The sequence below is a fragment of the Thiomonas sp. DCM-2 genome, from assembly GCF_056820905.1.
Window position 1 is genome coordinate 92933 of sequence record NZ_CM165962.1, and the last position, 23486, is coordinate 116418.

Annotated in this window: 20 protein-coding genes and 1 pseudogene; 7 read left to right on the forward strand and 14 right to left on the reverse strand. The window is 67.2% G+C overall.

Going from position 1 to position 23486, the window contains the following annotated elements; all coding sequences use genetic code 11:
• Window positions 1-25: 25 nt before the first annotated feature.
• From AC1ZQA_RS00475 to AC1ZQA_RS00490, 4 genes are all read right to left on the reverse strand, one after another.
• Complete coding sequence (locus AC1ZQA_RS00475) at window positions 26-928, reverse strand: hypothetical protein (RefSeq protein WP_482677896.1); 903 nt, start codon at window positions 926-928, stop codon at window positions 26-28.
• Between the two features lie 68 nt (window positions 929-996).
• Window positions 997-1455, reverse strand: a complete 459-nt coding sequence (locus AC1ZQA_RS00480; protein ID WP_482677897.1) for a Smg family protein — start codon at window positions 1453-1455, stop codon at window positions 997-999.
• 89 nt (window positions 1456-1544) lie between these two features.
• Window positions 1545-2684, reverse strand: a complete 1140-nt coding sequence (gene dprA / locus AC1ZQA_RS00485; RefSeq protein WP_482677898.1) for a DNA-processing protein DprA — start codon at window positions 2682-2684, stop codon at window positions 1545-1547.
• Between the two features lie 52 nt (window positions 2685-2736).
• Entirely contained in the window at window positions 2737-3918 is a 1182-nt protein-coding gene (locus tag AC1ZQA_RS00490) for a LysM peptidoglycan-binding domain-containing protein (protein WP_482677899.1), read from the reverse strand.
• 283 nt (window positions 3919-4201) lie between these two features.
• Between AC1ZQA_RS00490 and def the strand changes: the two genes are divergently transcribed.
• The gene (def, locus tag AC1ZQA_RS00495; protein WP_482677900.1) at window positions 4202-4708 is read left to right on the forward strand and encodes a peptide deformylase; all 507 of its coding nucleotides are present in this window, start codon (window positions 4202-4204) and stop codon (window positions 4706-4708) included.
• 32 nt (window positions 4709-4740) lie between these two features.
• Entirely contained in the window at window positions 4741-5709 is a 969-nt protein-coding gene (fmt, locus tag AC1ZQA_RS00500) for a methionyl-tRNA formyltransferase (RefSeq protein ID WP_482679360.1), read from the forward strand.
• Here fmt and AC1ZQA_RS00505 read toward each other — a convergent pair.
• The 9 genes and pseudogenes from AC1ZQA_RS00505 to AC1ZQA_RS00545 form a co-directional block, all read right to left on the reverse strand.
• Window positions 5699-6781: pseudogene (locus AC1ZQA_RS00505) on the reverse strand (IS630 family transposase); the annotation flags it as partial. The gene fmt and the pseudogene AC1ZQA_RS00505 overlap by 11 nt on opposite strands.
• Window positions 6782-6938: 157 nt before the next feature.
• Window positions 6939-8636 (reverse strand): long-chain fatty acid--CoA ligase, encoded by a 1698-nt coding sequence (locus tag AC1ZQA_RS00510; RefSeq protein ID WP_482677901.1) that lies wholly within the window; start codon window positions 8634-8636, stop codon window positions 6939-6941.
• 64 nt (window positions 8637-8700) lie between these two features.
• Entirely contained in the window at window positions 8701-9927 is a 1227-nt protein-coding gene (locus tag AC1ZQA_RS00515; protein WP_482677902.1) for an acyl-CoA dehydrogenase family protein, read from the reverse strand.
• A gap of 28 nt (window positions 9928-9955) precedes the next feature.
• Window positions 9956-11014 carry a phosphotransferase gene (locus AC1ZQA_RS00520; RefSeq protein WP_482677903.1) on the reverse strand — a complete coding sequence of 353 codons (1059 nt, stop codon included), beginning with the start codon at window positions 11012-11014 and terminating at the stop codon, window positions 9956-9958.
• A gap of 9 nt (window positions 11015-11023) precedes the next feature.
• Complete coding sequence (locus tag AC1ZQA_RS00525) at window positions 11024-12025, reverse strand: NADP-dependent oxidoreductase (protein WP_482677904.1); 1002 nt, start codon at window positions 12023-12025, stop codon at window positions 11024-11026.
• A gap of 54 nt (window positions 12026-12079) precedes the next feature.
• Window positions 12080-12853 carry an SDR family oxidoreductase gene (locus tag AC1ZQA_RS00530; protein ID WP_482677905.1) on the reverse strand — a complete coding sequence of 258 codons (774 nt, stop codon included), beginning with the start codon at window positions 12851-12853 and terminating at the stop codon, window positions 12080-12082.
• 41 nt (window positions 12854-12894) lie between these two features.
• Window positions 12895-14076 (reverse strand): acetyl-CoA C-acyltransferase, encoded by a 1182-nt coding sequence (locus AC1ZQA_RS00535; protein WP_482677906.1) that lies wholly within the window; start codon window positions 14074-14076, stop codon window positions 12895-12897.
• An 82-nt stretch (window positions 14077-14158) separates the two neighbouring features.
• Entirely contained in the window at window positions 14159-16252 is a 2094-nt protein-coding gene (locus tag AC1ZQA_RS00540; protein ID WP_482677907.1) for a 3-hydroxyacyl-CoA dehydrogenase NAD-binding domain-containing protein, read from the reverse strand.
• A 150-nt stretch (window positions 16253-16402) separates the two neighbouring features.
• A complete protein-coding gene (locus tag AC1ZQA_RS00545) occupies window positions 16403-17233 on the reverse strand; it encodes an IclR family transcriptional regulator (RefSeq protein WP_482677908.1) in 831 nt (276 codons plus the stop codon).
• A 255-nt stretch (window positions 17234-17488) separates the two neighbouring features.
• Here AC1ZQA_RS00545 and AC1ZQA_RS00550 point away from each other — a divergent pair, with 255 nt between their 5' ends.
• The 5 genes from AC1ZQA_RS00550 (at window position 17489) to AC1ZQA_RS00570 (ending at window position 22529) form a co-directional block, all read left to right on the forward strand.
• Window positions 17489-18670 carry an acyl-CoA dehydrogenase family protein gene (locus AC1ZQA_RS00550; RefSeq protein ID WP_482677909.1) on the forward strand — a complete coding sequence of 394 codons (1182 nt, stop codon included), beginning with the start codon at window positions 17489-17491 and terminating at the stop codon, window positions 18668-18670.
• Between the two features lie 10 nt (window positions 18671-18680).
• On the forward strand, window positions 18681-19814 hold the full coding sequence (locus tag AC1ZQA_RS00555; RefSeq protein ID WP_482677910.1) for an acyl-CoA dehydrogenase family protein: 1134 nt from the start codon (window positions 18681-18683) through the stop codon (window positions 19812-19814).
• Window positions 19815-19836: 22 nt separating this feature from the next.
• On the forward strand, window positions 19837-20721 hold the full coding sequence (locus tag AC1ZQA_RS00560; RefSeq protein WP_482677911.1) for an SDR family NAD(P)-dependent oxidoreductase: 885 nt from the start codon (window positions 19837-19839) through the stop codon (window positions 20719-20721).
• Complete coding sequence (locus AC1ZQA_RS00565) at window positions 20718-21710, forward strand: NADPH:quinone oxidoreductase family protein (RefSeq protein WP_482677912.1); 993 nt, start codon at window positions 20718-20720, stop codon at window positions 21708-21710. The genes AC1ZQA_RS00560 and AC1ZQA_RS00565 overlap by 4 nt, the downstream gene beginning before the upstream one ends.
• Before the next feature lie 52 nt (window positions 21711-21762).
• A protein-coding gene (locus tag AC1ZQA_RS00570) for an IS5 family transposase (RefSeq protein ID WP_482677913.1) occupies window positions 21763-22529 on the forward strand; the annotation gives its coding sequence in 2 pieces (ribosomal slippage) (window positions 21763-22078 and window positions 22078-22529; 768 coding nt in all).
• Between the two features lie 151 nt (window positions 22530-22680).
• Here AC1ZQA_RS00570 and AC1ZQA_RS00575 read toward each other — a convergent pair.
• Window positions 22681-23391 carry a Crp/Fnr family transcriptional regulator gene (locus AC1ZQA_RS00575; RefSeq protein ID WP_482677914.1) on the reverse strand — a complete coding sequence of 237 codons (711 nt, stop codon included), beginning with the start codon at window positions 23389-23391 and terminating at the stop codon, window positions 22681-22683.
• Between the last annotated feature and the right edge of the window lie 95 nt (window positions 23392-23486).

Consider the following 23486-nt stretch of genomic DNA (forward strand, 5'->3'; position numbering starts at 1 on the left):
CTTTTTTGTTCCGTGGCGCAGGCGATCAGTTGAAACTGAACGTCGGGCCGCTGCCGTTGATCGCCTGATAGGCCGCGGTGTAGTCGTTCGACACCGTGGCCAGGCTCGGGCCGTACCAGTTCAGCAGGTTGGCGCCATAGGGGTCGTCGGTGCTACTGCCGTTGGGCGTCATGGTGGACAGGTACTGTTCGACACCGAGCATGGCCTGGCCGTAGTTGCTATTGCGGTCGGTTGCCAGATTGCCCGGAATCGCGGTCGCGAGATTGCCCACCCCGCTGATGCCCAGCTGCGCGGCGACATTGCTCAGATTGCTCTGGTAGGTGGCCACGGTGAAGCCGTTGATCGGATTTGCCCGCGCCACGGCGAAGGTGGTCAGCGGGGTGATGTTGGTCGACACCGTGCCGCCACCGCCGACACTGATCACCGCCTGCAGTGTGGTGTTGGTCGCGATGAAGTAGTTGGTCGGCGCCGACGAGGTGTTGCTCGCCAGGTTCAGCGCGGTCGAGGTGAGCTGGTTCAGGGTGTAGCTCTTGAGTGCGCTGCTGCTGGCGCCGAACTGGTAGCTGCCCAGCGTGGCCTGCAACAGCACCGGGCCATACACGCCGTTGGTCAGGTTGAAGTTGAAACTGCCGTTGGGCCCGGTGGTCTGGCAGGTCGCTGCCGGGCTGCTGTAGTAGGTGTAAGGCGAAGTCGCGGTGGAGATGGTGTAGAGCGGCGAGCCGCTGGCCAGGAAGGCGTAGGCGCAGACGGTAGCGCCCGAGACCGGGCCGCCCGAGGTGTCGCCTGGGTATTGCGGCCCCATGAGCACCTGCCCGGTGACGATCGAGCCTTCGTAGTTCGTGCTGGATGAGCCGCCGCCGCAGCCCGCGAGGGTCAGGCTGCCGAGCAGGGCGGCGCCCAGGCTGATGCGGAGTCGGGAGAGTTGCATCGGAAATCTTTCAGTGTTTGTGGAGTGGGTGTTGCCGCAAACTGCAGTGTGCGCGGAGCCGCAGTGGCTCAATGCACCACGCGGTCTTCAGCCTCGACGAAAAGCTCATCGAGAATGAGGGCGTCCGGTTCTTCGTCCAGACGCCAGAAGATCATCAACACGATGGTCTTGAGGTGCTCCAGCGGCAACGGCTGCATGCCGGTCGCCAGGGCCCGCTCGATGGTGAGTTCGCGCAGATGGGGTTTGAGCACGCCAGCGCTTTCCAGGAAGTTGAGATAGCCAATGGCTTCCAGGCCCAGGCAGTCGACTTCCTGCGGGGCGTACAGGCGGATGGATGTCGCGCTTTGCGCCTGCTGGGTGTGCAGGCCGCCCACGGCGCTGTCGAGACCGCGCAGCCAGTCGAGCGCCTCGTGGATTTCGTCGCTCTCGAAACCTGCGGCGCTGAGCTTGCGCGACAACTGGCCGAACTCGGGGCAGGCCTCCGGGTGCCAGTAGGACTCGTAGAGATACATCAGAATGTCGAACATGCGGCCATTCTATGCACAGCCCGATGACGTCCTGATGGGCTGCCCATTCCGGCCCTGTTGCGGTGGAATGGGGTGATGTTCCAGCGGACTCAGACGCGGGCGATGCGCTGGAAGCGGCCACCGGGCAGGCGGGCGACATGGCCTTGCAGCTCCAGTTCGAGCAGGCGCGCCCCCAGCCGGTCTGCAGGCCAGCCGCTGCGCGCCGACAGTTCGTCGAAGTTGCGGATGTCGTAGCCGAGGGCGCGCAGGATGTCGCAATCGGGACCCTCGGCAGGGCCTGCGATGGTGTCCTGCGCGGCAGCAGGGGTGGGCTCGGCGGCGGGCAGTGGCGTGTCCCAGCCAAATTCCTCCAGCACATCCTGCGCGGTTTCCACCAGTTTGGCGCCCTCGCGGATCAGCAGGTGACAGCCGTGGGCCAGGGGGTTGTGAATCGAGCCGGGCATGGCAAAGACCTCGCGCCCCTGCTCGCCCGCGAGGCGGGCCGTGATGAGCGAGCCAGAGTGCGTCGCCGCCTCGACCACCAGCACGCCACGCGACAGGCCGCTGATGAGGCGGTTGCGGCGTGGGAAATTGCCTTTCGATGGGGACGTGCCCAGCGGAAATTCGGACAGCAGCAGCCCGCGCTCGGCCACCGCATGCGCCAGGTCGCGATGTCGCGGCGGATAGACGCGGTCGCAGCCGGTGCCGAGCACGGCGATGGTCGATCCGGCCTGCGCGCCCGTGGCCGCCAGCGCACCGCGATGCGCCGCTGCGTCGATGCCCAGCGCGAAGCCCGAGACGATGGTGACCCCCGCTTCGCTGAACGCCCGGGCGAAGGCCTGGGCATCGCGCTCGCCCTGCGCAGTGGGGGTGCGTGCACCCACCATGGCCAGCAGTCGGGGTGCACCCACGAGCGCGGTGTTGCCCAGGGTGTAGAGCAGCGGCGGCGGATCGGCGATGTCGAGCAGGCTTTGCGGATAGCCGGGGTTGTCCAGGGTGAGGCAGGCGTGGCCGGGCTGTGCAGCCCACTCCTGCGTGCGGGCGATGAGATCCTGCGTTTCGCTGTCGGGCTCGGACAGCAGGGCCGATGCGACTGTGGCGCCGGCCACGCGCGCGAGTGCGCCGTGCGAGGTCTGGAAAATCTGTTGCGGCGGCCCGAATGCCGACAGCAGTTGACGCGCGGTGAGCGCGCCAACGCCGGGGGTCTCCATCAGGCGAAGCCAGCCTGCAAGGTCTTCGGCGCTGGCCATGAGGCTGCAGAACGAGAGTGCAACAACCGAACCGCCCGCGCGGGGATGCGCGTCAGGGTTGGGTGAAGCGGTCGGCCACTTCCACGGGTTCGTCCGCCGACAGAATGAGGGCGTAGGCCACATGCTGGAAGGTGCGGAACACCATCATCAGACCGATGCGACGGTCGGGGATTTCGATTTCCGGCTTGCCGGGCGCGGTGACATCCTTGACCATGCGGCTGCTGTGCCACAGCGCGAGCACGTCGCCGCGTTCCAGGCCATCGGCTGCGCCGCGGTTGAGGGCGACCACGCTGTTCTTGGCCGCCATGTTCAGGTCGCCATAAATGGAGACGATGTCGCCGCTGACTGGCTTGGCCGGGGCATGCGGGGTGTAGTTCAGATACTCGCGCGGCGGCGCGATCACCAGCCGGTCTCCCACGCCCACTTCGCGTTCGATGCCGTCCACCCGGAACACCGACACCGCGTCCGGGCCGGATGGCGGCTCGGCCAGACTGGCGGTGCCGAGGTAATCGGCCTGATAGGCAATGATCTTTTTGGTGGCCGGATCGACCAGGGGCTTGGCCGGGCGGTAGAGCTGGTAGCGCGTGGCCTTGCTCACATCACCGCGCACGTAGACCTGCGTGCCGGGCGAGGCCATGGTGTGGCCCTTGGGCAGCGCGACGATGCGCGGCGAGGCTTCCAGCGTGTCGGGCTCGACGATCAGCGGCTGGGTGAGGAAGGGCGCGATCAGCTCGGGCGAGATGGTGGGAATGCCCTCGGGCGGCAACGCGCTCGATTCCACCTGCGGGTTGAGCTTGACTGTCGGGATGCCCTGGCTGCCGCTGCCCAGGCTCAGGCGGGCGCGGCCGCCCGAGATGTCGAGGTAGAGCACCTGGCCGGGGAAAATCCAGTGCGGGTTGCGGATCTGCTGCAGGTTCATGCCCCAGAGCTTGGGCCAGTCCCAGGGCTTGCGCAGATACATGCCGGAAATGGCCCACAGCGTGTCACCGCGCTTGACGGTGTATGTCGACGGCGCGTTGGCGGCCAGCTCGGAAACGGGCACTCCGGTTTGCGCGGTGAGTTCCGCCTGCGCCTTCTGGGCCGGGGCCACGGGGTAGTTGGGCAGACCATGCAGGCTCGGCGCGGCAGGGTGGGAGTCAGCGGCCTGGCAGGTCAGTGGCAGTGCGCCACCGAGCAGCAGCGCGACAGTCAGTGCATGACGACGCAAAGGGTGATGGAAAGCCTGTCTCAGCATGGCGCATGTCCCCAGATTAAACCGCGGCCACATCCGGTGCGGTGTGGTTTTTGTGAATCTGCCCCCCGTGGAAGTTTGCGACTCCAGGGCCTGTCTATGAAGAATCTGGCTGACATTGTGCATGCAACACCTTGACGCGGCAATCAAATCGCGGCCTGCGCCGGCGCTGCAGTTGCGAGAATGTTGCGGCGTCCGGCGCGTGCTGGATGCGGTGTGGTTCGGGACTCCCCTATTTTTCCAATGGAAAACCGCGTCTCCATCGGAAATTACTAAAATGCAGACCATGGAAAAGCTCACCATCCTCCAATATCCAGATCCACGTCTCTACACCGTGGCCAAGCCGGTTGCCATGGTGGATGACCGCGTGCGTGCGCTGGTCGCGGCGATGTTCGACGTCATGTATGCGGCGAACGGGGTGGGACTGGCGGCGACGCAGGTCGATGTGCACGAGCGCATCATCGTGATGGACACCTCCGAGGAGCGCAACCGGCCTGTGGTGCTGATCAACCCGGAACTCCTGCGCCACAGCGACGAGGACAAGGAGTGGGAAGAAGGCTGCCTGTCGGTTCCCGGCATCTACGACAAGGTCGTGCGCCCGGCCACCGTGCGGGTGCGTGCGCTCGACCTCGATGGCGAGCCCTTCGAGATGGACGCCGATGGCCTGACCGCAGTGTGCATCCAGCATGAAATGGATCATCTGCTGGGCAAGGTGTTTGTCGATTACCTGTCGCCGCTCAAGCGCAATCGCATCAAGACCAAAATGCTCAAGCGCCAGAGGCAGGCGGCTTGAGCGATCTGACGGTGGCCGCGCCCGATCGACGTCTGCGCGTGGCGTTCGCGGGTACGCCGGAATTTGCTGCGCAGGCGCTGCGGGCCATTCTGGATGCCGGATATGTGGTGCCGCTGGTGCTCACCCAGCCGGACCGCCCGGCGGGACGCGGCATGAAGCTGCAGGCCAGCGCGGTCAAGCAGGTGGCGCTTGCGGCTCAGATCCCGCTGCTTCAGCCCCAGGGCCTGCGGCTCGACGGGCGTTACGCCGATCAGGCTGCGTCCGCGCATGCCGCCTTGCACGCAGCGGCGCCCGACGTGCTGGTCGTTGCCGCTTACGGGCTGATCCTTCCGGTCTCGGTGCTCACCCTGCCGCGCCTGGGCTGCCTGAACATCCACGGCTCTTTGCTTCCGCGTTGGCGCGGTGCAGCGCCCATTCAGCGCGCGATCGAGGCAGGCGATGCGCAGACCGGCATCACCCTGATGCAGATGGATGCGGGCCTGGACACCGGCGACATGCTGCTCAGCAAGGCACTGCCCATTTTGGCGCAGGACACCGCCGCCACACTGCACGACAAGCTCGCCGCGCTGGGTGCGGAACTGGTGGTGCAGGGCCTGGACGCGCTGGAGCGCGGCGCCCTGACCGCGCGCCCGCAGCCCCAAACCGGCGTGACCTATGCGGCAAAAATCGCCAAATCCGAGTCCGTGCTCGACTGGACACAGTCTGCAGACCTGCTGGCGCGCCGCGTGCGCGCCTTCTCGCCCTGGCCCGGAACGCAGTTCTCCCTGCCGGATGGCCGCATCATCAAGGTGGGAGCCGCTCACGCCGTTGCGGCGGCCGCAGACCAGACGCAAACAGCGCTCGGCACGGTGCTGCGCATGCAGTCAGAGGGTCTGGACGTGCGCTGCGCCGAGGGCGTGTTGCGCATCACACGCCTGCAAAAACCCGGCGGCACAATGCAGGACATGTCGCAGTGGATGCAGGGCGCGGATGACCTGACGGGCCTGGTGCTGTCCCGCTGATACGTGAGCAAAGTCGATGCAGCTTCTCGAGGATCGAGTCAGCGGTGGCGGTCCACTTGAAGGGCTGGCAGTTCGTGTTGTACGCGGCGACGAAGTGATCGATGCGCTGCACGAGTTGCTTGACGTTGGTGAACGAGCCGCGGCGGATGGCCTTGTCGGTGATCAGCGCGAAGAATTGCTCGACCTGGTTGAGCCAGGAGCTGTAGGTGGGGATGAAGTGCATGTGCCAGCGGGGCCGCGCCGCCAGCCACGACTTGATCTTCGGATGGTTGTGGGTGGCGTCGTTGTCGGCGATGCAGTGGATGTCCAACTCGGGCGGCACGGCCTTGTCGATCTCGCGCAGGAAGGACAGGTACTCCTGGTGCCGGTGGCGAGGCTTGCAGCTGGCCAACACGGCGCCGTTGAGCACGTTCAGCGCCGCGAACAGCGTGGTCGTGCCGTGGCGCTTGTCGTCATGGGTGACGCCCTCGGCGTAGCCGAATCCCATGGGCAGCATCGGCTGGGTGCGCTCCAGCGCCTGGCACTGGCTCTTCTCGTCCACGCAGATGACCAACGCGTTGTCGGGCGGGCTCAGGTACAGGCCCACCACATCGCGCAGCTTCTCGATGAAGAACGGGTCGTTGGACAGCTTGAAGCCTTCGGTGCGGTGCGGCTGCAGCCCGAAGAGCTGGAAGTAGCGTGCCACGCTGCTCTTGGAGATGCCCGTCTCGGCGGCCACGCAGCGCACGCTCCAATGCGTCGAGCCGTCGGCGGGCTTGGTATGCAGCGTGGTCCTGATCAGCTGCGCCAACCGTTCGTCGTCGATCGTGCGCGGCTTGCCCGGGCGCACGTCGTCGTACAGGCCGGCAATGCGTCGCTCGATGAAGCGAGCTCGCCACTTGCCCACCGTGGCCTTGGTCAGCTTCAGCCGCTGGGCGATCGCGTTGTTCGGTTCGCCCTCGGCGCTGCTGAGGATGATGCGCGCCCGGTTGCTCAGCGCCGCCGGAATCGACCGCCTGCGCGCAAAGGACTGAAGCTGCGCGCTCTCCTGGTCCGACAGCTGCAGTTCGGCCTTCGGTCTGCCTGTTCTCATCGCGGTATCTCCAATCCCAAGATACCGCAAAGGCAAGCAAGATTAATGCCATTTATTAACGGGACACCACACTAAATCTGGCATTCGCTCCTTCGCTATGCGGCCTGGGTTCAGCCTTTCAATGGCGAAATCCTGTGACCACGTCGCGGCGCTCGGGTCATTCGAGGCTGGCCGCCTGTGGCGCGGCTTCGCGCTCCTGGAGCATGCGCCACTGGATCTTGCCGGTTGCGGACTTGGGCAGGTTGTCGACGAATTCGACGATGCGCGGGCTTTTATAGGCAGCCATGTGGTGGTGTGCCCAGTCGATGATGTCCTGCTCGCTGACGCGTTCGCGTGCGCCGGGCTTGAGCACGACAAAGGCCTTGACCGTCTCGCCACGGTGCGTGTCTTTTGCCGCCACCACGCAAGCCTCGGCGATGTCGGGGTGCTGGTACATCACCGTTTCCACCTCGGCTGGCCAGACCTTGTAGCCCGACGCGTTGATCATGCGCTTGAGCCGATCGACCATGAAAAAGTAGCCGTCCTCATCGACCCGCCCCAGATCGCCGGTGCGCACAAAGCGCTTGCCGTCCAGGGTGATGAATGCCTCTGTCGTGGCCTGCGGTTGGTTCCAGTAGCCCTGCATGACCTGCGGCCCATGCACGATGATCTCCCCCACCTCGCCTGCGGGCAGTTCCTGCTGGGTCTGCGGGTCGATGATGCGGGCATCGACATCGAACAGCGGCACGCCCAGGCATTGGCGCTTGGGGCGATGCGGCGGGTTGATGTGGGTGGGCGCCATGGTCTCGGTCATGCCGTAGCCCTCGATGTAGGTGATGCCGCACAGATCCTGCAGTTTCTTTGCCACGGCATCGGGCATCGCGGCACCGCCGCCGGTCATGTTCCACACGCTGGAGAGGTCATACTCGGCAATGCGTGGGTGCATCAGAAAGTCCACCACCATCGCGGCGATGGCCTGCCAGGTGCCCACCTGGTAGCGCTGCATGCAGTCGAGCGCCGCGTCGCGATCCCACCGCGGCAGCAGCACGAGGGTGTTGCCGTTGTAGAGCGAGGCATTCATGCCGCCCTGCATGCCGGTCACGTGAAAGAACGGCAGCACCGCCAGCGCCACCGTGTCCTTGGGCATGCGCAGCCATTCCACACCGCCGACGACCGTGCTCATCACGCTGCGGTGGGTGTGCATGCAGCCCTTGGGCCTGCCCGTCGTGCCCGAGGTATACGGCATCACACAAAGATCGTCGGGGCTGGCCTGCAGCGGCGCCGGGGCGCGGCGCTGCGCGAGCATGTCCACCCATTGGGTCACCCCGGGCGCGGTGAGCGGCTCGCGCGGCGCAGCGACGAACGCGGGAACGGCGATGCGCGGTGTGGGGGAGATGTAGTCGCTGTAGGCGGCAACGATGATGTGGCGCAGGCGATCGGCCTCAGCACCCGGCCCGGGATCCAGCAAGGGCTGCATCTGCGCGAACAGTTCCTGGCCGACGAAAGCCACGCGCGCGCCGCTGTCCTGAACGTAATGGGCCAGCTCGTGGGTCAAGTTCATCGGGTTGATCGGCACCACCACGGCACCGGCGCGCAAGATGCCGTAATACGCCAGCACGAACTGCGGGCTGTTCTGCATGTCCAGCAGCACCCGGTCGCCGCGGCGCACGCCGCAGTCCTGCTGCAAAAAGCCGGCAATCGCCTCGGCCTGGCGCTTGAACTCGGAGAAGGTCAGCGCCTGGTCGTAAAAAATCAAAAACGGCTTGTCCGCATAGCGCGCCGCCGACACCTCGACGTTGTGGAACAGATGGGTCTGCGGAATGGTCAGGTGCCGCGGCATTCCCTTGGGCCAGAACGCAAAGTGACGCGTGCTCATGGGCAGTCTCCTGTTGTGTCTGCGGTCGCGCCGCTGCGTGTCGAATTGCGACGTGAACTGCCGGTCAACGCAAAGGCGTGTGGCGCGCCAGTTCGAGGCGCGCGATCTGATCGCGATGCACCTCATCGGGCCCGTCGGCAAAGCGCAGGGTGCGGGCGCTGGCGTAGGCATAGGCCAGGCCGAAATCGTCGCTGACCCCGCCGCCGCCGTGTGCCTGCATCGCCCAGTCGATGACCTGACAGGCCATGTTCGGCGCCGCCACCTTGATCATCGCAATCTCCTTGCGCGCGGCCTTGTTGCCTTCGCGGTCCATTTTGTCTGCCGCCGCGAGCACCAGCAGCCGCGCCTGGTCGATCAGCAGGCGGGCATTGGCGATGCGCTCGCGCGTGACGCCGTGGTCGGCAATCGGCCGGCCGAACGCGGTGCGCGACAGCGCCCGGCGGCACATGGCCTCGAGCGCGCGCTCGGCCAGACCGATGAGCCGCATGCAGTGGTGGATGCGCCCCGGCCCGAGGCGCCCCTGGGCAATCTCGAAACCCCTGCCTTCGCCCAGCAGCATGTTGGCCGCAGGCACGCGCACGTCATTGAAAGCGATCTCGGCGTGGCCATGCGGTGCGTCGTCGTAGCCGAACACGGGCAGGTGGCGCAACACTTGCACGCCGGGCGTGTCCATCGGCACCAGGATCATCGATTGCTGGCGGTGGCGGTCCGGGTGATCGGGGTCGGTCTTGCCCATGAAGATCAGCACCTTGCAGCGCGGGTCGTTCGCCCCGGACGTCCACCACTTGCGGCCGTTGATCACATAGTGGTCGCCGTCGCGCCGGATGCTGGCCTGGATGTTGGTGGCATCGCTCGACGCCACATCGGGCTCGGTCATGGCAAAGCCCGAGCGAATCTCGCCGCGCAACAGCGGCTCGAGCCACTGCGCCTTCTGCTCGGGGCTGCCATAGCGCTCGAGCACTTCCATATTGCCGGTGTCGGGCGCCGAGCAGTTGAACGCCTCGGGCGCAATCGGCGAGCGGCCCATGATTTCGCACAGCGGGGCGTACTCGAGGTTGCTGAGCCCGGCGCCATGCGCCGATTGCGGCAGAAACAGATTCCACAGCCCCGCAGCCCGCGCCTTGGCCTTGAGATCCTCCATCATCCGTGTCGGCTGCCAGGCGTTGCCCCCAGCACGGTGGGCCGCCACCTCGGCGGCGAACCGCGCTTCGCTGGGGTAGATCTCGGCTTCCATGAAGGCGGCGAGCCGCTGCTGCAGTGCGCGCACACGGTCGGAGTAGGTGAAGTCCATGAAAAGTGCCTCGTGTTTGAGCCAAGGGTCAGCTGCCGAACACCCGCTGCACCTGCGCCCAAGCCGCCTCGGCCAGCGGACGGGCGCGGCGGCCGGCCTCGAGCGCCTGGGCGCTCGAGGCATTGCCCTGCAGCGCCCGCGCCAACACCCCCTGCAGGATCGCGGCCAGGCGAAACAGGTTGTAGGCCATGTAGAACTCCCAGGCTTCGCCCGGAATCGGCGCGCGCGCGGTGCGGGCGCAATAGGCTGCGACATACGCGGCCTCGCTGGGAATGCCCAGCGCCTGCAGATCGCCGCCCACCAGTCCGCGGAACTGCCCGGGCTCGAGCCGCCAGGCCATGCAGTGATAGGCCAAGTCGGCCAGCGGATGGCCCAGGGTCGACAGCTCCCAGTCCAGTACCGCCAGCACCCGCGGCTCGGTGGGGTGGAACACCAGGTTGTCCAGGCGAAAGTCGCCATGCACGATCGCGGTCTCTTCCCCGGGCGGGATGTGCGCCGGCAGCCAGTCGATCAGCCGGTCCATGGCCTTGATGCGCTCGGTCTCGCTGGCGCGGTACTGCTGCGACCAGCGCGCCACCTGGCGGGCGATGTATTGCCCGGGCTTGCCGTAATCGCCCAGTCCCACGGCGCTGGGGTCGATGCGGTGCAGCGCGGCGATGGTCTGGTTCATCGCATCGAACAGCGCGCTGCGCTCGGCCGCAGCAAGGCCAGGCAGCTGCGGGTCCCAGAAAATGCGCCCGGCGACGAAGTCCATCACATAGAACGCCATGCCGATCACCGCCTCGTCGGTGCACAGCACATGCGGGGCGGGCACCGCAAAGCCGGCCTGGTGCAAAGCGTGCATGACCCGGAACTCGCGGTCGACCGCGTGCGCCGAGGGCAGCAGCTTGCCCGGCGGCTTGCGCCGCAGCACATAGCGCGCGCCGTCGGCACTGGTCAGCAAGTAGGTGGGGTTGGACTGCCCGCCCTGGAACTGCGCCACCTGCCACGGGCCGCGCGCAGCGGACAGGTGGTCGCGCAGATAGCGTTCGAGCGCGGCGACATCGAAGGCCAGCGCCGGGGAGACTTCGTGGGTGCCGGGCATCATGGCGTGTGCTCAGATCAGCTTGACCAGTTGCTTGCCGAAGTTCTGCCCCTTGAGCATGCCGATGAAGGCTTCGGGCGCGTTCTCCAGCCCCTGCGCCACGCTCTCGCGCCAGCGCAGCCGCCCTGCCGCCACCAGCCCCGCAAGCTCGCGCAGCGCCACGGGCCACTGGTCCATGTGCTCGGACACGATGAAGCCTTGCAGTTTGAGCCGGTGGATCAGCACCGCGCGGAGGTTTTTCATGCAGTACGGGTCTGTGGTGTTGTAGTCGGCGATCATGCCGCACAGGGCAATGCGCGCAAACGCATTGGTGCGGGTCAGCAAGACGTCGAAAATTTCGCCGCCGACGTTTTCGAATAGCGCATCCACCCCGTCGGGCAGCGCCGTCTTGAGGTCGGCCTTGAGGTTGCCGGCCTTGTAGTCCACGCAGGCGTCCAAGCCCAGTTCTTCCACCACGTAGCGGCATTTGTGCGCGCCGCCGGCCACGCCCACGACCCGGCATCCCTTGGCCTTGGCGAGTTGACCGACCACGCTGCCCACGGCGCCCGCGGCCGCGGTGACCACGACGGTCTCGCCCGCCTTGGGTTCACAGATGCGGTTGAGCCCATACCACGCGGTCACCCCGGGCATGCCCACCGGGCCCAGATAGGCGGACAGCGGCACCTGCCGGTCATCCACCTTCTGCAGCGCCCGCCCGGGCGCCACACCGTAGAGCTGCCAGCCCAGCATGCCCACGACCTTGTCACCCGGCTGAAACTGCGGGTCGCGCGAGGCGATCACCTCACCTGCCGTGCCGCCCACCATCACCGCACCGAGCGCCACCGGCTCGGCGTAGGACTTGGCGTCCGACATGCGGCCGCGCATGTACGGGTCGAGCGACAGCCAGTGATTGCGCACCAGCACCTCGCCGTCGCCCGGCGTCGGGATCGGGCTGCGCTCGAAGCGGAAATGGCGCGGCTCGACCCAGCCTGTGGGGCGCTCGGCGAGCACGCATTGCAGGTTTTGATCGCGCATTCGGGTTGCTCCAGAAAGTGTGGGGTCGCGCCATGCATGCAAGGCGCGACCGGTTCAGATCACGCTCGCCCCGCCGTCGACGGCCAGACATTGGCCGGTGACATGCCGTGAGGCCTCGCTGGCGAAGAACACCACCGCGCCCATCAGATCCTGCTCGCCCCCGAGCCGCGCCAGCGGGGTGGCGCGCAAGACTGTCTCGGCCATCGTTTCCAGCAGTCCGGCCGACATCTTGGACGGAAAGAATCCCGGCAGCAGGGCATTGACCCGGATGCCATACTGCCCCCATTCGGCCGCGAGCGCGCGGGTGAAATTGATCACCGCGCCCTTGGAGGTGTTGTAGGCGATGGTGCGCATCGGCAGCGGGTTGCCGCCCAGACCGGCGATCGACGCGATGTTGATGATGCTGCCGCGGCGCTGCGCGATCATGCAGCGCCTGCCCACCTCGCGGCTGAGGAAGAACGTGGCATCGACATTCAGGCGCATCACCTTGTCCCAGGCCGCGTCCGGGTAGTCCTCCGCTGGCGCACCCCAGGTCGCACCGGCGTTGTTCACCAGGATGTCGATGCTGCCCAGCGCGTCCTGCACGGCCTGCACCAGCGGAGCGATCGCCTCGCGCCGCGACAGATCGGCAGCGAAAACCTGCGCCTGCACCCCGCTGGCCTGCAGCCGGGCACGCGCCTGCTCGAGTTCGTCCGCCTTGCGCGCCACCAGCGCCAGCTTGGCACCCATCTCGCCCAGCGCCTGCGCCATCTGCAGCCCAAGCCCACGCGAGCCGCCGGTGACCAGCGCGCTGCGCCCGGAAAGACTGAACAACTGCTGCACCGACATGACCGCTTCCTCCCGCGCGCATTGCGCCTTGCAATGCCCGCTCAGCACACCTCGAACAGACCGGCCGCGCCCTGTCCGCCGCCGATGCACATGGTGACCACGACATACTTCACACCCCGGCGCTTGCCCTCGATCAGCGCATGCCCGACCAGCCGTGCGCCGGTGACGCCATAGGGATGGCCCACTGCGATCGCCCCGCCGTTGACGTTCAGCCGCTCGTCGGGGATGCCCAGCCGGTCGCGGCAGTAGAGGACCTGCACGGCGAAGGCCTCGTTGAGTTCCCACAGGCCGATGTCCTCGACCTTCAGCCCGGCGCGCTGCAGCAGCCGCGGCACCGCGAACACCGGGCCGATGCCCATTTCGTCGGGCTCGCAGCCGGCCACGGCAAAGCCGCGAAACACCCCCAGCGGCGCGATGCCGCGCTGCTGGGCAAGCCGCGCGTCCATCACCACACAGGCCGAGGCGCCGTCGGAGAACTGGCTGGCGTTGCCGGCAGCGATCACCCCGCCGGGCCGTGCCGGGCGAATGCGGCTGACCCCCTCCAGAGTGGTGTCAGGGCGGATGCCTTCGTCGGTGCGCAGTGTGACTTCGCGCGTGAGCATCTGACCCGTGGCCGGGTCGACCATCCCGGCGCGCACGGTGATCGGCACGATTTCCGCGTCGAACCGTCCCGCCTGCTGCGCGGCTGCGGCGCGCTGCTGGCTGCGCACGCCGTATTCATCCTGCGCCTGGCGCGAAATGCCGTAGCGCTGGGCAACGCATTCCGCAGTTTGCAGCATGGTCCAGTACAGCTCGGGCTTGTGCTGCTGCAGCCAGGGCTCGCGCAGCATGTGTTGGTTGGCGCGGTCGTTCTGCACGCAGGAAATGGACTCGACCCCGCCGGCCACCATCACCGGAACCCGGTCGACGAGAACGCGCTGCGCCGCCATGGCAATGGCCTGCAGTCCCGACGAACAGAAGCGGTTGATGGTGGCTCCGGCGGTGGTCACCGGCAGGCCGGCACGCAGCGCGATCTGCCGCGCGATATTGCCGCCCGAGGCGCCTTCGGGATAGGCGCAGCCGATGATGCAGTCTTCCACCTCCCCCGGGTCGATGCCGGCGCGCTGTACCGCGGCCTGCACCACATGCCCGCCCAGGGTCGCGCTGTGCGTGAGGTTGAGCGCGCCGCGCCAGGATTTGGCCAGCGCCGTGCGCGCGGTGGACACGATCACGGCATCGGTCATGGGGATGCTCCTCGGTTCGGTGGGTCTGCCATGAATGGCGTGTTTGAATCGGTTTCGGGCGCAATGCGGCCTGACGCGCGGCTCAGCCGGCGTTGAAGGTCTTGCCCTGCGCGGCCAGTTCGGCCAGCAGCGGCGCGGGTTGCCAGAACGCCGCATCGCCGCCGGGCTGGGCGGCGAACTGGCGCATGCGCCGCGCCACCATGAACAGCCCGACCTCGTCGGCGTACCGCATCGGCCCGCCGCGCCAGGCGGGAAATCCGTAGCCCGCGAGGTAGACCATGTCGATGTCGGACGCGCGTTGCGCAATGCCCTCGGCCAGTAGCCGCGCACCTTCGTTGACCAGCGCGTAGATACAGCGGTCGACGATTTCAGCGTCGTCGATGGTGCGCGGTGTCACGCCGATCTCGCGGCGATAGTCTGCAATCAGCGCATCCACTTCGGGGTCGGGCAGCGCGGTGCGGTTGCCCGCCGCGTAGCGATACCAACCCTTGCCGGTCTTCTGGCCGAAGCGCCCCTGCTCGCACAGCCGATCGGCCAGTCGGGAGTACGGGACGTTCGGCTTTTCCACATAGCGGCGCTTGCGGATGGCCCAGCCGATGTCGTTGCCGGCCAAGTCGCCCATGCGAAACGGGCCCATCGCCATGCCCCAGGCTTCGAGCGCGCGGTCCACCTGCTGCGGGCTGGCACCCTCCTCGACCAGAAAGGTGGCCATGCGTCCGTAATGTTCGAGCATGCGATTGCCGATGAAGCCATCGCACACCCCGGACACCACCGCGACCTTGCCGATGGTCTTGGCCAACTGCATCACCGTGGCCAGCACGTCGTTCGCGGTGGCCTTGCCGCGCACGACTTCGAGCAGCCGCATCACATGCGCCGGGCTGAAGAAATGCAGGCCGACCACGTCCTGCGCGCGCCCGGTGCAGGCGGCGAGGGCGTCGAGATCCAGCGTGGAGGTGTTGGAGGCCAGGATGGCGCCGGGCCTGGCGATCGCATCCAGCCGCTGGAATACCTCGCGCTTGACCTCCATGCTCTCGAACACGGCCTCGATCACCAGATCGCAATCGGCCAGCTGCGCGAAGTCCAGCGTGGGTTGCAGCAGGGCCATGCGCTGCTCCACCTGCTCGGGCCTCAGCCGGCCTTTCTGCACCGAGTTGTCGTAGTTTTTGCGGATGGTGGCCACACCGCGGTCCAGCGCGTCCTGCCTGGCCTCGACCAGGACGACGGGCAGGCCGGCGTTGAGAAAATTCATGCTGATGCCGCCGCCCATGGTGCCCGCGCCGATCACGCCCACGCGGGCGATGCGACGCGTGGGGGTGTCGGCCGGCATGTCGGCGATCCTGGACGCCGCGCGCTCGGCAAAAAACGCATGGCGCAGCGCGTGCGACTCGGGCGAGGCCATCAGCATCGCAAACAGCTTGCGCTCCTGCGCCATGCCGTCCTCGAAGGCGCGCAGCGCGCCCGCCACCGCTTCGACACACTGCAGCCGCGCGGGCTCGTGCGGGTATCGCGCCTGCACCGTCTGGCGTGTGAACTGCACGAAGGCCTCGGCATCGGCAGGATCGACCGTGCGGTCGCGTACCTTGGGTGTGGGCTGCTCTGATGCCGCCAGGCGCCGCGCAACCTCGGCCGCCGCGCCGACCACATCGTCATCCACCACCGCATCGAACAGCGCGGTGTGCGCCAGTCGGCTGGCCGGCACCGGCTCGCCAGACACGATCATGTTCATCGCCTGCTCCAGCCCCACCGCGCGCGGCAGGCGCTGGGTTCCGCCCGCGCCAGGCAGCAGGCCGAGCTTCACCTCGGGCAGCGCCACCCGCGCCGAGCCCAGGGCCACGCGGCCATGGCAGCCGAGCGCAAACTCCAGCGCGCCCCCCATGCAGGTGCCGTTGATCGCGGCGACCACCGGTTTGGCGCAGCCTTCGGCCACGGCAATGACGTCGAGCAGATGCGGCGACGCCATCGCCGCGGGCCTGCCGAATTCGCGGATGTCGGCCCCGCCGGAAAACAGCGCCCCGGCGCCGGTGACCACGATGCCGACCACGCTCGGGTCGGCCGCAGCGGCATCGATGGCCTCGACCAGCAGGCGGCGCTGCGCCCAGCCAAAGCCGTTGACCGGCGGGTTGTCGAGGGTGAGAACGGCGATGTCGCCCAGGCGCGCGGCGATGACACGGCTCATGCTGTCTCCTGAATGGGGCGGGACGCGGCGCAGGTTTTGTCGCGCACACGGCCCGTCTGATTCCATCTATTGTTCCGCATTGCAGAACTTTGTTTTGAATATTTTTGATCCTAGCCCGCCCCACGCGGGATGTAAAGCCGCGGCCGCGGCTCAGCGCGCGACCATCTCCCCAAGCCTGCGCACCAGATCGAGCAGTCTGGGGCGGACCTCGCCGAGCAGAAACTCGGGCGCCAGCTGAAAGGCCGGGCCGCCACAGTTGATCGCCATCAGCGGCATGCCGCCGCCCGGGTCGAATCCCACGGCAATGGCATTGACATCGGGCTGCCAGTCGCCGAACGAACAGGCCACCCCCAGCGTGCGCACCTCGTCGAGCGCCTGGTCGATGCCGCGCTTGAGCGCGGGCCACGCCAGTTCGTCGAGCGCAGCCAGATCGTCGAAAATCGCCGCGCGCTCGCGCGCGCTGGCCACAGCCAGGTAGGCGCGCCCCATCGCCGTGGTGGCGATGGGAATGCGCGAGCCCACGTCCAGGCTCAGGGTCAGCGCCGAGGTGCTGCGGCAGTTCTCCACATAGATCATCGACAGCCGGTCGCGCGTGCCCAGCGACACCATGGCCTTGGAGGCATCGGCCAGTTCCTGCATCAGCGGCCGGGCCATCTGCCGGATGTCCATGCGCGCCAGCGCGGTGCTGCCGAGCGACAGCGTGGCCGTGCCGAGGCGGTACTTGCCGCTGGCCTCGTCCAGCGTGAGATAGCCCAGCTGGGTGAGTGTGTGGGTCAGCCGCGACACGGTGGACTTGGGCAGATTGCAGCGCTGCGCGATGTCCAGATTGCCCAGCGCCTTGTCGCGGGCGCGAAAGCACGACAGCACCTCGAGCCCGCGCGCCAGCGCCGTGACGAACTGGCGATCATCGTCGCGCGGTGCCGCGGCTTCGGCGGGCGCGGCCTGCTGCGATCGGGTGGGTCGGGTGCGGCGCACAGGCATTCGGTCGCTCCTTCGGCGAAAGGGGGTGGGCGCGGGGAGCCCCAAAGCGCCCGGCCTTGACATGCGATCAGGCCGGGCAAACAATCGCAACCCTATTCAATGGAACCGTGTTCCGCAATGCGGATCTGACCGCGAATCGACTTGGATCAAATTTTCAAATCCCGTGCGTGCTGCCGGTTCTCCGCGCGCTCGCACAGGCAAGGCCTGACCGGCGACGCGTCGGCAAGCGGGCGACCCGCAGGGGAAGGCGACTCCATGCAATGCACTCTCGATCTCACCCCCGAATACGCGGCGTTTCGCCGGGACGTGCGCGACGTCGTGCGCGGCCAACTTCCGGCCGACATCCGCCGCAGGGTGCTCCTGGGCCTGCGCCTGGGCAAGGATGATTTTGTCCGCTGGCAACGCATCCTCCACGCGCAGGGCTGGGGTGCGCCGAACTGGCCGAGGGAATACGGCGGCACCGGATGGAACGCGGTGCAGCAGGCCATTTTCGACGAGGAATGCGCCCTGGCCGGGGCGCCGCGGCAGCAGCCGTTCGGGCTCAAGATGCTCGGCCCCGTGCTGATGGCCTTCGGCACGCCAGCGCAGCGCGATGCGTTGCTGCCCGGCATCATCAGCGGCGATGTCTGGTGGTGCCAGGGTTACTCCGAGCCGGGCGCGGGCTCGGATCTGGCCTCGCTCAAGACCCGCGCGGTGCGCGACGGCGACGACTATGTGATCACCGGCCAGAAGACCTGGACCACGCTGGCGCAGTACGCCGACCGGATGTTCTGCCTGGCGCGCACCGACCCTGCGGCCAAGCCGCAGCAGGGCATCTCGTTCCTGCTCATCGACCTGCACGCCCCCGGTGTGACGGTACGCCCCATCATCACCCTCGACGGCGAGCACGAGGTCAACGAGGTCTGGCTCGACGCGGTGCGCGTGCCCGTCGCCGACCGCGTGGGCGAGGAGAACCAGGGCTGGACCATCGCCAAGTATCTGCTCGGCCACGAGCGCACCAACATCGCCGGGGTCGGCATCGCCAAGCGCGAACTGGCGCGGTTGCAGACCCTGGCGCAGCGCAGACACAGGGATGGCTGCACGTTGCGCGACAGCCCGCTGTTTCGCACCCGCGTGGCGCAACTTGAAATCGACCTTCTGGCGCTGGAGATCACGCAGCTGCGGCTGCTGCAACGCGACGGCCCGCCCGGGCCGGAAAGCTCGATGCTCAAAATACTGGGCAGCGAACTGCAGCAGCGCATTGCCGAGTTGCTCATGCACGCTGCCGGCCCGCGCGCACTGCCCTTCGGACTGGACGAGACCGACGGCGCCTTCGACGACGACACCCGGTCTGACGCGCAACTCGCCACGCAATACGGCAACTGGCGCAAGCTGTCGATCTATGGTGGCAGCAACGAGATTCAGAGGAACATCCTGGCGCGCGCGCTCGGGCTGTGAGGAGAACGCCATGCAGTGGCAGCCCAGCGAGGAGCAAACCCAACTGGCCGACGCCTTGCAGCGTTTCATGCAGCGCGACTATGGGTTCGAGCGCCGCCGCGCCGTGGCGGCAGCGGGGGGTTTCAGCGCCGAGGTCTGGGCCATCCTGACGCAGATCGGCATTGCCGCGCTGCTGGTGCCGCAGGCGCAGGGCGGCCTGGGCGCCAGCGTGCAGGATGGCCTGCATGCGCTGCAGGCCCTGGCGCCGGCCCTCCCGCTCGAACCCGTGTGCGCCAGTGCGCTGCTTGCCACGCAGCTGCTGGCCGGCTGCTCGCCCAGCGTCGAGGCGCAAAGGTGGCTGGCCCGTCTTGCCGAAGGCCGCAGCATCGCCACGGCCGCGGTGTTCGAGCCCGACGCCGGCTTTGCCATGGCGCAGCCGCAGACCCGGGCAGAGCGCACCGCAGACGGCTGGCGCCTCCACGGCATCAAGGCGCTGGCGCTGCAGGCGCAGTTCGCCGATGTGCTGCTCGTCTCGGCGCAGACACCGCAGGATCGCCTGGCCTGGTTCGCCGTTCCAGCCGGCACCCCCGGGCTCGGTCTGCGCGGCTACACCCTGCTCGACGGCCAGCGTGCTGCCGATGTCCTGCTCGAGGGGGTGGCGCTTGCCGCCCCCGCGCGCATCGATCTCCCAGGCCAGGGACCGGCGCTTGCCGAGGACCTGCGCGCGCTGTGGCTGGCCGCGCTGTGCATGGAGGCCGTCGGTCTGCAGCAGGCCACGCTGGACGCCACCGTGGCCTATGTCAAAACCCGGCAGCAATTCGGCCAGCCCATCGGCCGCTTCCAGTTGCTGCAGCACCGCGCGGCGGACATGGGGATGGAACTGGAGCAGGCGCGCTCCATGGCACTGCTTGCCGCCCACATCTGCACCGCGCGCGACGACCCGCAGCGCATGCCGCTGCTGGCTGCCTGCAAGGCGCGCGTGGGCCAGGCCTGCCGCTTCATTTCACAGCAGGCCGTGCAACTGCACGGCGGCATGGGCATGACCGACGCGATGCAGGTCAGCCATTGGTTCAAGCGCCTGACGGTCATCGAACTGTGGCTGGGCGACAGCGACGCGCATTTGCAGCAGGTGGCCGATGCGGGGGCACTGCACGCAACGGCGTGAACGGCACGCGAAAGGACATTCGATGCGATATTTCCAGGGCAAGGTTGCGGTCATCACGGGTGCTGCCGGTGGCATCGGACTGGCGCTGGCGCGGCAGGCCGCCGCACGCGGCATGAAGATGGTGCTCACCGACCTCGACGCCGACCGCTTGCAGCAGGCCGCAGCCGACCTCGGCCTCGGCCCGGACGCGGCTGTGCTGCATCCCGTCGATGTCAGCCGCGAGGCCGACATCGCCGCGCTGGCCGACGCCAGCTTTTCCCGCTTTGGCGCGGTGCACTTGCTGTGCAACAACGCGGGCGTGGGCTACAGCCGCCTCACCACCGAGCACACCGCAGCCGACTGGGACTGGGTGCTGGGGGTGAACCTCCTGAGCGTGGTGCACGGCATCCGCCATTTCGTGCCACGCATGCAACAGCAAACCGAGCCCAGCCATGTGGTGAACACCGCGTCCGCAGCAGGTCTGGTGTCCAGCCCGGGCATGGCGGCGTACAACGTCAGCAAGCACGGGGTGGTGACCTTGTCCGAGACGCTGTACGCCGAGCTGAGCGCGCAGCGCGCGCCGGTGGGCATCTCGGTGCTGTGCCCGGCCTGGGTGCCCACCGGCATTCACCAGAGCGCGCGCCACAGGCCGCCACGGTTCGGCACCGAGCCTGCGCTGTCGCCGCAATCGGCGGCGTATGCGCGTCGCATGGCGCAGGCGGTGCAATCGGGCAAGCTCACACCGGACGACATCGCCCGCCTCACCTTCGCCGCGGTGGAACAGGGGCAGTTCTACATCCTGCCGCATCGCAAAATCCTGCAGGCCGTGGAACTGCGTTGCCAGGACATGCTGCTGGGCCGCAACCCCACGCCGATCGAGCCGCCGTCGGCCCCGCCGGAAGCCAGCTCGTCGAAGGACACCCCATGAAAGCCCTGCTCTGCACCCGCTTTGGCCCGATCGACGCCCTTGAGCTGCGCGACGCACCCGACCCGGCACCGGCCCCCGGCGAGGTCGTCATCGCGGTGCAGGCCTGCGCGCTGAATTTCCCCGATGCGCTCATCGTCCAGGGTCTGTACCAAGCCAAACCCGCGCTGCCGTTTGCGCCCGGTGCCGAATTCTCGGGCGTCGTGCAGCAAGTGGGCGCCGGGGTGACGGGGTACCGACCGGGCGACGCCGTCATCGCCTTTGCCGGTCATGGCGGGCTGGCCGAACGCTGCGCAGTGGATGCGCGCCGCGTCATGCCCTTGCCCGAGGGCATGACCTTCGAACAAGGCGCAGCCTTCCTGCTGACCTACGGCACCTGCATGCATGCGCTGCATGACGTCGCGCGGCTGCAGCCCGGCGAGACGGTGGCGGTGCTCGGCGCCGGGGGCGGCGTGGGCCTTGCTGCAGTGGACATCGCCAAGGCCATGGGTGCGCGCGTGATCGCCGCCGCCTCCAGCCCCGCCAAGCTGCGCCTGGCGCAGCAGCATGGCGCCGATGCGCTGCTGGACTACCGCCGTGACGACCTGCGCCAGGGGCTGCTGGCGCTGACCGACGGCCACGGGGTGCATGTCGTGCTCGACCCCGTCGGCGGCCCCCATGCCGAAGCGGCGCTGCGCGCCACGGCCTGGCGCGGCCGCCATCTGGTGGTGGGGTTTGCTGCAGGCGACATTCCGCGCATCCCGCTCAACCTGGCGCTGCTGAAGGAACGCCAGATTCTGGGCGTGTACTGGGGCGAGGCGGTGCAGCGCGACCCGAAGCAGCATGCCGCCAATGTCCAGCAGTTGCTCAAGTGGTTTGCCTGCGGCCAGATCCGCCCAGAGATCACCGAGCAGATCGGGCTGGACCAGGCTGCAGACGCGCTGCACAGGCTCAGCCAGCGCGAGGCGATGGGCAAGATCGTGGTGCGGATTGCTGCACTGAACTTCGGCTAGGGCGTGTTAACACTAATTGCTGCGATGGTGCGAATGAGCGATCATGTTGCTCATGGAAATCACCTCCGAGCAATTTGCCCTGATCGAACATTGTTTGCCCAAGCAACGCGGCAACGTCAGTATGACCAATCTGCAAGTCGTCAATGCCATGCTGTACGTGGCCGAACAGGGCTGCAAGTGGCGCGGGCTTCCCCATCGGTTCGGCAACTGGCACACGATCTACACGCGCATGCGCCGCTGGGCCAAGGCGGGCGTGCTGGACAAGATGTTCGAGGAGTTGCAGCGCCAGCAGGTGGTGCGCATCAAGATCGAGGCGGTCTCGCTGGACAGCACCAGCATCAAGGTGCATCCCGACGGCACTGGCGCTCTAAAAAAAACGGACCGCAATCCATCGGCAAGTCCCGCGGGGGATGGAACACCAAGGTTCATCTGGTTGCCGCGGATGCTCGAACGGCCATAACGTTTAGCCTGTCTCCCGGACAGGCACACGATGCACCCGAGGGCAGGAAGTTGCTTGACAGCCTGGGCCAAACGAGCCGGCCAATTCACTTACTGATGGACCGCGCTTATGAAGGCAACGAGACGCGCCAACTGGCTCTGGATCTGGGCTTCATTCCTGTGGTGCCGCCGATGAAGACGCGCATTGAGCCATGGGAGTACGACCGAGAGATGTACAAGCGCCGCAACGAGGTCGAGCGCCTGTTCCGGCGCCTGAAGGGCTTCCGGCGCATCTTCTCTCGTTTCGAAAAACTCGACGCGATGTTTCTCGCCTTCCTCAGCTTCGTACTGGTGGTCGATGGCCTCCGTAGTTTGTGTTAACAGGCCCTAGCAGACCCGGTCGCGCGTCGGACACCAGAAGATCTCTGCGGACTCCGGGCTCCACGGTTTGACGCGCTGAGACGAAGCGGGCGGCTGTGGGTCTGCGTGCCGCGCGCCTGGGCCAACTGGGCACGCCGCATTGCCGGTCTTTTTATCCTGCCACTTTTTGTTCGGTGATCTCTGCAGAGGACTCGTACTGCCTCAGCGCATCGAGGTCGGGTACCTCGATGCCTCCGTAGCGCAGCTGCAGCAGGCCGAGGCTGCCAAGATGGCGCAGCGCGCGGTTGACCCGCTGGCGCGATAGCCCGCAGAGGTAGCCCAGCTCCTCCTGGGAAATGCGCAATCTGCGATCCACGCCGGGGTAGAGCACCGGATGGAACATCGCGGCAACCGTGTGCGCCACGCGCTCGTCCGCACTGGAGAGACGATCGATCTGCAACTGACCGATGAACTGGCCCAGACGCTCGTTGAGCTGGTTGACGATGATGCGGTTGAATTCCAGGCTGCGGTCGAGCAACCAGAAAAAAGTTTCGGCGGGTAGCAGGCCGATGCGCCCCTTGCGCAGCACGATGACGTCGTAACGCCAATGCTCGTGCTTGAGCAGCGTGCCCTCGCCGAACCAGCCACCCGGTGCCACTCCGGTGTAAGTGAGCGATTTGCCGCTGATCGACACGGAGGCGATCTTGACCAGACCGTCGAGCACGCCGACCCAGTGCCGCGCCCGCGCGCCGCGTCTGCACACCATATCGCCAGGCGTCACGTCCTGAACTTGCAGGTCGTCCATCACCCGTTCGCGTTCATGCTCGGTGAGGCCGCGCAGCCAGGCGCAGGACCGTTCCCAGTCGGTGAAATCCCTAGGCATGTTGAGCGCCAATTGTCATCCTGGAGACAAATATGCAGCAAGTTTGCACCTACACTGCGTTTCAAAATGTAAATCCAACCGGGGCATCCCGGGCA

Bases quoted from the DNA above. Each gene is read 5' to 3' on its own strand.
- AC1ZQA_RS00545 (WP_482677908.1), bottom strand. From the start codon at position 17,233: ATGCCTGTGCGCCGCACCCGACCCACCCGATCGCAGCAGGCCGCGCCC.
- AC1ZQA_RS00480 (WP_482677897.1), bottom strand. From the start codon at position 1,455: ATGTTCGACATTCTGATGTATCTCTACGAGTCCTACTGGCACCCGGAG.
- def (WP_482677900.1), top strand. From the start codon at position 4,202: ATGGAAAAGCTCACCATCCTCCAATATCCAGATCCACGTCTCTACACC.
- AC1ZQA_RS00565 (WP_482677912.1), top strand. From the start codon at position 20,718: ATGAAAGCCCTGCTCTGCACCCGCTTTGGCCCGATCGACGCCCTTGAG.
- AC1ZQA_RS00550 (WP_482677909.1), top strand. From the start codon at position 17,489: ATGCAATGCACTCTCGATCTCACCCCCGAATACGCGGCGTTTCGCCGG.
- AC1ZQA_RS00540 (WP_482677907.1), bottom strand. From the start codon at position 16,252: ATGAGCCGTGTCATCGCCGCGCGCCTGGGCGACATCGCCGTTCTCACC.
- AC1ZQA_RS00555 (WP_482677910.1), top strand. From the start codon at position 18,681: ATGCAGTGGCAGCCCAGCGAGGAGCAAACCCAACTGGCCGACGCCTTG.
- AC1ZQA_RS00525 (WP_482677904.1), bottom strand. From the start codon at position 12,025: ATGCGCGATCAAAACCTGCAATGCGTGCTCGCCGAGCGCCCCACAGGC.
- AC1ZQA_RS00575 (WP_482677914.1), bottom strand. From the start codon at position 23,391: ATGCCTAGGGATTTCACCGACTGGGAACGGTCCTGCGCCTGGCTGCGC.
- AC1ZQA_RS00510 (WP_482677901.1), bottom strand. From the start codon at position 8,636: ATGAGCACGCGTCACTTTGCGTTCTGGCCCAAGGGAATGCCGCGGCAC.
- AC1ZQA_RS00490 (WP_482677899.1), bottom strand. From the start codon at position 3,918: ATGCTGAGACAGGCTTTCCATCACCCTTTGCGTCGTCATGCACTGACT.
- AC1ZQA_RS00560 (WP_482677911.1), top strand. From the start codon at position 19,837: ATGCGATATTTCCAGGGCAAGGTTGCGGTCATCACGGGTGCTGCCGGT.
- AC1ZQA_RS00535 (WP_482677906.1), bottom strand. From the start codon at position 14,076: ATGACCGATGCCGTGATCGTGTCCACCGCGCGCACGGCGCTGGCCAAA.
- AC1ZQA_RS00530 (WP_482677905.1), bottom strand. From the start codon at position 12,853: ATGTCGGTGCAGCAGTTGTTCAGTCTTTCCGGGCGCAGCGCGCTGGTC.
- AC1ZQA_RS00520 (WP_482677903.1), bottom strand. From the start codon at position 11,014: ATGATGCCCGGCACCCACGAAGTCTCCCCGGCGCTGGCCTTCGATGTC.
- dprA (WP_482677898.1), bottom strand. From the start codon at position 2,684: ATGGCCAGCGCCGAAGACCTTGCAGGCTGGCTTCGCCTGATGGAGACC.
- AC1ZQA_RS00475 (WP_482677896.1), bottom strand. From the start codon at position 928: ATGCAACTCTCCCGACTCCGCATCAGCCTGGGCGCCGCCCTGCTCGGC.
- AC1ZQA_RS00515 (WP_482677902.1), bottom strand. From the start codon at position 9,927: ATGGACTTCACCTACTCCGACCGTGTGCGCGCACTGCAGCAGCGGCTC.